The sequence below is a fragment of the Candidatus Magnetaquicoccus inordinatus genome (assembly GCF_004217665.1).
Lineage (GTDB): Bacteria > Pseudomonadota > Magnetococcia > Magnetococcales > Magnetaquicoccaceae > Magnetaquicoccus > Magnetaquicoccus inordinatus.
Genome location: NZ_RXIU01000017.1, coordinates 18647 through 27570 on the forward strand (window position 1 = coordinate 18647; position 8924 = coordinate 27570).

An 8924-nucleotide genomic window follows, 5' to 3' on the forward strand; every position below is an offset into this window, starting at 1 on the left:
TGCCAGAATTCCACCCACGGACAGCGGCCATGCGTAATCCGATCCCCTATTTTCTGATTTGCGTGCTGGTGATTCTGATCGGTATCGAGATCTTCAGCAACTCCCCGGATACTCTTTGGCTGCAGGGGTTGCTGGAACGAGCCAACGCCGGTGACAGCTCTGCACAATTTTCTTTGAGCAAACGCTATGCCAGTGGTGACGGTGTACCGCAAAATGATCAGCAGGCATTATACTGGTTGCAAAAGGCGGCCGACCAAGGCCATGCCGACGCACAATCCGCCCTCGGAGCCTGGCACACTGCCGAAGGCTCTTCCTTGCCCATTCAGGTCGTTGCCACCCACTCCCCCAATCGCTGGTCATGGATGGTACAATCGATCCTGAAACATGTTTCCGACCTCTTCAATTCATTTGTTTTCACTCTGCCATCAAGTGATCCGGACAAATTCCAACGGCTTCTGCGGGCAGCAGAAAAAGGCAATCCTCAGGCTGCCTTCCTGACTGCGCTTGCCTATCATCGGGCGCTTGGTGTTGACAAAAACGATCAATTGGCACTTTCATGGATGCAAAAGGCAGCTCGTGCAGGCTGGAGTGCCGCTGATTTTGAGCTGGGAAATTTTTATCAGGAGGGAGTTGATTCTCCCCGCAATGATCAGCTTGCCTTTTCCCATTACCAAAAGGCTGCCGGTCGCGGCCATCTTCCGGCCCAGAAACAAGTAGGACAATGGTATGCCATAGGTCGGGGAACAGAGAAAAACCAGGCAGAGTCCCTGCGCTGGCTGCTGATGGCCGCCCACCAGGAGGATGTCGAAGCCCAATATGAGGTGGGAAAAGCCTATCAGCAGGGAGTGGGCACGCCAATCAACCATCAAGAAGCCGTGCGCTGGCTGCAAAATGCTGCCCAGCAACAACATGCCCAGGCCCAGTTTCACCTGGGAAAAGCCCATGCCACTGGCAAAGGCACCAACCAGGATTGGCAACAGGCCCACTTCTGGTGGCTGAAAGCGGCAGAACAGAATCATGCCGAAGCCCAGTTCGCCCTTGGAGAGTTGTATCGCGATAACAAACCTTTCAATGACAGACCTGAGAATGCTGGCATCTGGTTGGACAAGGCAGCAAGACAAAATCACCCGGCGGCACAATATGCCTTGAGCCAATGGCTGACCTCAGATACAGCAACCAAAAAAAATCTGACCGAGGCGTTGCGTTGGTTGCAGCAGGCAGCCAGACAGCAGCATCTGCCCGCCATGAAAGAGTTGGCTCTGCGTTACTCCCAGGGCAAGGATCTCCCCCGCAATGATCCCGAAGCGATGCGCTGGTGGCTCTCTGCAGCCGAGCAGGGAGATGCTGAGGCCCATTACCAATTGGGCCTAGCCTATGCGGAAGGAAAAGGTGTCGCCCAGGATGCACATCAGGCCCATCAATGGTGGCTGCAGGCAGCCCATTTAGGCTCTGCTGCGGCTGAATACCAAATCGCCCTTCATTATACCCAAGACCGAGAGGTCACCGCCAACAGGGAGGAAGCCTTGCATTGGTATCGCAAGGCGGCAGAACATGGCATTGCCATGGCACAACTGGAACTGGCCAAAAGCCTTGATCCCTCTGGTAACAGCAATCCCCTCCCGGCCACTGCCCTGCATTGGTATCAACTGGCGGCAGCAGGAGGAGCTGCGGAGGCACAGTATATTCTCGCCACCCGCTACAGCACCGGCCTAGGCCTGCCAAAAAACAGCACAGAGGCTTTCCAATGGTTTCTGAAAGCAGCCGAACAAGGACATATGCAGGCACAGACCATGGTGGGGATCCGCTACGGAACAGGTGACGGAGTCATCAAAAACCAGAAAAAAAAGGAAGAATGGCTGTTGAAAGCGGCCAATCAGGATGAACCACAAGCCTGTTATCTGTTGGGAATGACCATGCTGTCTGGAGAGATGTTCAAGAAAGATTTCCAGAAAGCGATTGCCCTGTTGGAAAAGTCCGCAGCCAAAGGGTGGGTGGAAGCGGAATATGAGTTGGCTCTTATCCATTATTCGGGACTGCACCTTCCGGTCAATCAGGAAATGGCTCGCACCCAGATGCAACGCGCTGCGGAAAAAGGCTTTGCCAAAGCGCAGTTTCGTTTGGCCGAATGGTACATGAAAGGAGAGGGTGTCAGACAGGATAGCCGCCAGGCGCTGCAATGGTATCGGAAAGCGGCCACAGGAGGCTATGCTCCCGCCCAACACAAACTGGGTTACCTGTATGAAAAAGGCCTCGGCGTCACCATGGACCTGGGCAAAGCGGCTGTCTGGTATTTGCAGGCAGCCAATCAAGGCGTGGTCCTTGCCCAGATTTATCTGGGCATGATGTATTTCAATGGCCAGGGCGTTCCGCAAGATTATACGCTGGCCTACATGTGGGCTGAAATCGGTGCCATGCAGGGTGGCAACCTGACACACATGGCCAGACAGACACGAGACGCCATGGTCCCTCTCATGAGCCGTTCACAGATCGAACAGGCACGCCAGATGGCCCGTGCCCAACAGGATCAGATTGCCATGGTTGCAAAGTATGACCAGTCGGCCTATGGAGAGAGAATCCGGTAAACCACAACCGGACCACGAGCAAATACCGCCTGCAGTCGATCTGGGTTGTTGGCGATGAACGACTGCAGACCCGGAGTGGGAGGACCGCCTTCCAAAAAGGCATCAATCAAATAACCGGCCTGCACTTTCTGGATATACTCCCATAACCTCTCCGGCTGTTGTGCAGAAAAAGCGGATGCAGATCGCCCGGTCATCAAGGCCAAAATCCGGGGTTTATTGAAGAGAATCACCGCATCCTGGGCTGTTTCTTCGCCAATGAAGCGAAAAAGTTCCTGGGCGTAGGAGTGATGCACACCATCCCGTTCAACCGACCAATATCCCTCCTGAAACCGTTGCTGATAGTGCAGAGCATAGACAAAAAAAGCTGTTCCCAGAAAAAGAGCGGAGACGGAAACAACCAGATTGTGGAAACGGATCGGAGGCAAAGCTTGCAGAGTGGTCAACAGATAATAGAAATAGAAAGGAAACAGGGGAAGGGCAAAACGAACCCCGGTATAAGGCCACAATAAAATCAGAAAAAAATAACCAATACAAAAGGTTTCAACAATTGTTACCTCTTTTTTCCACTGTCTGTGCAATGCCAGAAACACAGGTGGAACGCTCAGCAAAAACAGCAGGATCCGCACCCACTTGTCATCCCCCCAGATCAATGTGAAATAATTAAGATTATGGAAGAGTTTTACCGGCAATTGGGCCAGCCGGAAATCCAGGAACAGAGAGGTCAGATACCCCCCTCCCCCCGAAAAAACCAGGTGCTGCATGAATGCCAACAGGCAAAAGAGAAACAGTGTCAAGCGAGTTGACTGGGTGATGGAACGATGCTGCAACCAATCTCTCCACAACAAAGCCGGCACAAGAACAATTCCGGCCAAACGGATGGCGTAGCAAACATCGATCAGCAAAGCATGCAGAACCGCCTTGACCCAGAGATCTTTTCCGGCAGAAGAGAGGGATTGCCGCTGCAAAAGTCCTACAGTCAACAGAACAAAAAAGAGAAAAGGCAGGTCAGAGATGATCTCTTCCTTCACCTGCACAAACACTCCGTTGAATCCGACCAGGGCAACAAGAGACAAACGTGATGCAAAAGTCAATTGTTTGGCAAACATCCAATAAAGGGTAAGCAGTGCCAAGAGCAAAAAAGAGGTGACCCACCATTTCATGGCCATCCACGAGAGGCCAAACAGGCTGTATACCGGCAACAGCAGCACGGGAAAACCGGGCGGATAGGCTGGCGGACCTATTTTGGGCATTTCCGGATTGAAGAGATAATGGGTATCGTGGTAGGGAATACCGGAAAGCAGATTGTGCGCGTGCTGGATATAAAGCGCAAAATCATCGCCCCAATCGTGTCCTGGCAAAAAGGTGACAGCGTAAAAGAGCGCCAAAACGCCGAGCAAAATGAAAAAGCTTAGATATTCTCGCCTGCATGTCGGCACAAGTGTGTTCACGAAACCGCTACCAACTCTTGCCAGTAGGTTCCGGAAATACCAGATAACGTCTGGCGGCAAAATTGAGAAACAAACTGGCAACAATGGCAATGATTTTGGAGTGGACTGCAGAAAAACCACTCTGAAACATCCACTGCGTGACTCCCGCATCAAACAGGGAGATCAAAGAGACGGAAAAGAGATAGATGCTCCACTCCAGGAATGAATTCCAGCGAACCCTGTGGCGAAACAAGATCCAAATGGAGAGGAGATAGTTGACAGCCGCAGCCAGGAAAAAGGCCAGCAGCGCCGAGGCAACCAAGTCTGCACCTGTTGCCAGGAAAAGCAGGAAAAGCAGCAGATTGGCCAAGGCAGCGGCACCACCAATGAACAAATAAACAAAAAACTGCAATGCGACCGGAGCCTGATGGGCATTATAACGCACAATGCAATAGAGAGCCCGGAAACCATCTTTGATGCCGATCTTTTTGCCCTCCTGATAGGTTCGCCCATGATAGGAGATACCCATTTCATAGATGCGCAACCGCATATGGGCTATTTTGGCAACCAGTTCCGGTTCGACACCGAATCGCCTTTCCTGGATGTCGATTTGCTGAATGACTTCACGACGAAAGAGTTTGTAACAAGTCTCCATATCGGTCAGATTCAGATCGGTAAACATGTTGGATAACAAGGTCAGGAAACGGTTGCCAACAGAATGCCAGAAATAGAGTACGCGACGGGGGCTGTGACTTAAAAAGCGGGAGCCCAACACTACATCTGCCACCCCTTTCTGCAAGGGTTCCACCAGCCTGAGAAGATCGGTTGGATCGTACTCCAGATCTGCATCCTGAATAGCCACAAAATCTCCCGTGGCCCGCCTGAAACCGGTCTGCAAGGCAGCTCCTTTGCCCTGATTCGCTTCATGATGCAGCACGATTACATTGCTGTGGCTGTTGCGCAATTCATTGGCGATGACCAAGCTGTTATCGCTTGACGCATCGTCGACAATGATCAACTCTATCTCCATCTGTGGAGAAGCAACAGCCAGAACTCGATGCACACATCTCTCCAGGGTTTGTTCCTCGTTATAACAAGGAACAACAACACTTAATCGCCAACTCTCCACCTCGTGCATCAAGAAAATTCTCCTCACAGAGGATAAAAGGCAATGTCTTGGCTCCCATTTCGACTGGACACGGAAAGGCCGGATTGGTTTCATGTCCATTATACTGATGGGATGGACCACTCCCTTTTCAAAACGGCCTCAGATGGGCCAAGATGGAGATTCTATCATCTCAACTAACTGAAAAGGAAGGAGCCTGAGAGGGAGGGGTGCACATATCTCTGTCTTGCCCCCGGTTGCTTGGGTCATTATCCGACACTGACCGTTCCCAAACAACCAGGGGCAAGACACACCATCGGCCACAAGTTAATTGATATACTGTCCCCTGATTTTGTCCCCTGATTTCCCCTGTCCCCTGATTTCCCCGTTCGGTAGTTCCATCTGACAGTTGAAATGGCCACTTTTTGGTGGCATAGTCTCTCGTATGCGGTTTATTCAGAATGGCCGCTGGTGTTGAAACCGCAGGGAGCGGGAATGACATGGCACATCCAGAAGATGTTGAAACCAAAGCAACCAAGAAGACCAAGAAGACCAGTTGGCATGGTCTGTTGGCTCAGGTTGTGACAGAGCCTCTGACATCCGCCAAAATTTCCGTTCAGACTGAAATTGATGTGACCAGCGCCTCTCCCAAGGCAGATATTGTTTTGCTGCGCAGAGAGGGGAATACTTGGACGGAAGAGCAAAAGGCATGGCTCGCAGACGGAATGCGCGACACCAACGCCCGTGAATTGCTGATTGAATTCAAGTTTACCGAGAGCATGAACGAGTGGATACTCAGGCAACTGATTGTTTACGATCATCTCTATCAGGAGAAACAGCAACTCAAACGGAGTGACTTGAGAAGCATACTGCTGCTTTCAAAAACGCCAAATACAGGCATCCTGGAAGAGCATGGCTTTTCTCTGACCAACAAGGACGGCGTTTACCTATCCAATCTCCGCATCTTTAACTCGGTTTGCGTCATTCTGCTCAACGAGTTGTCAGATGCGCCGTATAACGCCATGTGGAAGTGCTTTGCCAGTCGACGACAGGAATGGCAGAAGGCGTTTGCACGTATCAGTCAGCACAGCTTGCCAAAGACATCGGTTGAACACGAATGTGTCGTGTTTGGCGTTAAAAAATTACGCATGGAGGGTATGATGGAAAATATGGACCCAACGAGGCTGACACCTGAGTACGTCATGGATCTGGGCCGTCAGGAACTGTTTGCTTCTATGATGAACTCCATGTCGGACGAGGAATTGCTCAAATTTCAACGTCCGGCAAACATTCTTCAGGAAGGCGAGCAGAAAGGCGAGCAGAAAGGCGAGGCCAAATTGTTGCTCCGCCTACTCCAAAAACGCTTTGGCGACCTGCCGTCCTGGACCATCGAAAAAGTCTCCACAGCCAAACCAGCCATGCTGGAGGAGTGGAGCCTGCGCATCCTGGACGCTCCAACCCTGGAAAGCGTTTTTGCCGATCCGTCCTGATACCCATCAGGTGATCCCCCAACCAGCAATGTACCATGTGGTGGCCGCCACCTTCATGGCTCTGGCCACGCCATTGGCTGCCAGCGGAAATCACAGCGGAAATCAGAAATCAGGGGACAGTATATCTATTTCCAATTCAGCGGAAATCGAAATCAGGGAAATCAGGGGACAGTATATCTATTTCCCCATCGAACACCAGTTAATTGATATACTAGGGAAATCAGGGGACAGTATATCTATTTCCCCATCGAACACCAGTTAATTGATATACTGTCCCCCGATTTCCAAGTTAATTGATATACTGTCCCCCGATTTCGGATTCAAGGAGTAAATCAAACCGGCCACATATTGTTATGATCTGGCCCTTCCATTGGCAAATCACAAACAGAAAACCAGATCCGTCGTTTCCCGGTTGGAAATCGAAATCGGGGGACAGAAATCGGGGGACAGTATATCTATTTCCCCATCGGGAAATCGAAATCGGGGGACAGTATATCTATTTCCCCATCGAACACCAGTTAATTGATATACTGTCCCCGGATTTCGGTCGGGAAGTTAATTGATATACTGTCCCCGGATTTCGGTCGGGATTTCCCATCGAACACCAGTTAATTGATATACTGTCCCCTGATTTCGATTTCGGAAGGAAGTTAATTGATATACTGTCCCCTGATTTCATTATACTGTCCCCTGATTTCATTCTGTCCCCTGATTTCATTCGACATCCTCCTGGGGACAGTAAATCCGGGGACAGTATATCTATTTCCCCAGGGACAGTAAATCCGGGGACAGTATATCTATTTCCCCATCGAACACCAGTTAATTGATATACTGTCCCCGGATTTGTACATCGAACACCAGTTAATTGATATACTGTCCCCGGATTTCAAAGTGCGAACAAATCAAAATAAGCGAAACCAAAGCAATAGAGGTATGGTTCAGTTAAAAAGCAAGATTATAATAATTAAAACAATCCCGTAAAACAGCCACTTGATTGTATATCTGTTTTTATTTATGGTATCTGACATCTGATACATAGCAGAGGTCAGTTCCTCATTTGATTCCTTAAGCAACGTGCGCGTTGTATCCGAAGTCAGAACTGTATCATCCTCATCAACCAAAGCTTCTTCATCAACCACCTCAAACCATTTTGGATGTTTTCTGGATAAATCTTCCTCTATCCATTTGTATGTGTTGGCACAATCACGATGATAATTGTTAAAATTTTCATCAGCATCCCAACAGATGTCTCTGAGCGCATCCCTAAGTTTATACTGACGCCAAATATTGAGATTCTTAAGCAATTGCTCAACAGCAAGAACGTTATCCTTCTTATAGACATACTTGATATCGTCAACAGTAAACCTTTCTAAATTTTTATAAGCACATGCTCTATATGCTATATCTTCATGCTCAAAGTGAATTTTGTTTGACTTGTCCTTGCTATGAAAATCCTTAATAGAGTCTTTGTAGATAGAACACCTAACAAGCCCATAATCACTTAGGAATTTCTTTCCTTCCTCCTTTTTATCCCTGTCTTCCTTAACAATCCACCGCTTAGCAACCTCCAAGCTGTCAAATTCATGTCGACAATCATTTGCGTTCTCAAGTAATAAACCTAAAGATCTTGCCCACGAAGAAGAGACGGGCAATTTCTTGGCTAGATTCCAAATAGTAGAAAATAATTTGTCGTGTAAATACTCAGCATAACCATCCATTGGCCCTTCGTAATTTTTAGAGATTCTAGAATTCTGACTAAGGGCAAGCAAAAGTAATCGTTGTTTTTCCTCCGTTAAAGAACCCCAAAGCTCATTATCTGCCTCAAGAAAATCAGTGAGAAATCCATCATCCAGTGTTTCGTTTCTAAATAGTTCGACAAGTTCCTTGTTGGTGATGCTTTTGAACCACTTAAGAAGCTTCTCTTCGTCACCATTGAATAATGCCAATGGTAATTTATGAAATTGCCAATCTCCTCTACCAATCGACTTGTTTGTCAGGCAAGCCAGCTTAAGATAATAGTTGCCGTCTTCAATTGCTTTCTTAAAGATTTTTGCTATCGTTTCTTCATGCAAGCAATATTGAGCCAGTGTTAAACATATAAACTCATTGCCGGTGTCAAGCAGCCTTAGTTCTGTTATTGAATCCAAATCATGAGAAGATATCCTTTGTGAGCTAGCCGACTTGCTCTCAAAAAATGACCGAACATAGTCGGCAGAGCCACTTAAAAGTTCTGCTTCTTTAATCGGAACTTTCGACAGAAAAAACGCGCTATTATGTTGACATCATTGTATAAAACAATGAAATCGCTTTATGCTCTCTG

6 protein-coding genes are annotated in these 8924 nt (G+C 48.6%); 3 read left to right on the forward strand and 3 right to left on the reverse strand.

Features of this window, described 5'->3' with window-relative positions; genetic code table 11:
- Positions 1 to 29: 29 nt before the first annotated feature.
- A complete protein-coding gene (locus tag EJP87_RS02985; protein ID WP_193771094.1) occupies positions 30 to 2582 on the forward strand; it encodes an SEL1-like repeat protein in 2553 nt (850 codons plus the stop codon).
- Here EJP87_RS02985 and EJP87_RS02990 read toward each other — a convergent pair.
- Both EJP87_RS02990 and EJP87_RS02995 read right to left on the reverse strand, forming a co-directional pair.
- A complete protein-coding gene (locus EJP87_RS02990; RefSeq protein WP_153188652.1) occupies positions 2561 to 4030 on the reverse strand; it encodes a hypothetical protein in 1470 nt (489 codons plus the stop codon). The genes EJP87_RS02985 and EJP87_RS02990 overlap by 22 nt on opposite strands.
- A 7-nt stretch (positions 4031 to 4037) precedes the next feature.
- Positions 4038 to 5147 carry a glycosyltransferase gene (locus EJP87_RS02995; RefSeq protein WP_130470390.1) on the reverse strand — a complete coding sequence of 370 codons (1110 nt, stop codon included), beginning with the start codon at positions 5145 to 5147 and terminating at the stop codon, positions 4038 to 4040.
- Between the two features lie 428 nt (positions 5148 to 5575).
- Here EJP87_RS02995 and EJP87_RS03000 point away from each other — a divergent pair, with 428 nt between their 5' ends.
- The gene (locus EJP87_RS03000; RefSeq protein WP_130470386.1) at positions 5576 to 6604 is read left to right on the forward strand and encodes a DUF4351 domain-containing protein; all 1029 of its coding nucleotides are present in this window, start codon (positions 5576 to 5578) and stop codon (positions 6602 to 6604) included.
- Positions 6588 to 6866, forward strand: a complete 279-nt coding sequence (locus EJP87_RS18305; RefSeq protein ID WP_130470387.1) for a hypothetical protein — start codon at positions 6588 to 6590, stop codon at positions 6864 to 6866. The genes EJP87_RS03000 and EJP87_RS18305 overlap by 17 nt, the downstream gene beginning before the upstream one ends.
- 676 nt (positions 6867 to 7542) lie before the next feature.
- On the opposite strand, the gene EJP87_RS03010 is transcribed toward EJP87_RS18305, so the two are convergent.
- On the reverse strand, positions 7543 to 8751 hold the full coding sequence (locus EJP87_RS03010; RefSeq protein WP_130470388.1) for a hypothetical protein: 1209 nt from the start codon (positions 8749 to 8751) through the stop codon (positions 7543 to 7545).
- Positions 8752 to 8924 lie beyond the last annotated feature (173 nt).

Excerpts from the sequence above, each read along its gene's own strand:
- EJP87_RS02995 (WP_130470390.1), bottom strand. The coding sequence starts at position 5,147 with ATGCACGAGGTGGAGAGTTGGCGATTAAGTGTTGTTGTTCCTTGTTAT.
- EJP87_RS03000 (WP_130470386.1), top strand. The coding sequence starts at position 5,576 with ATGGCCGCTGGTGTTGAAACCGCAGGGAGCGGGAATGACATGGCACAT.
- EJP87_RS02985 (WP_193771094.1), top strand. The coding sequence starts at position 30 with ATGCGTAATCCGATCCCCTATTTTCTGATTTGCGTGCTGGTGATTCTG.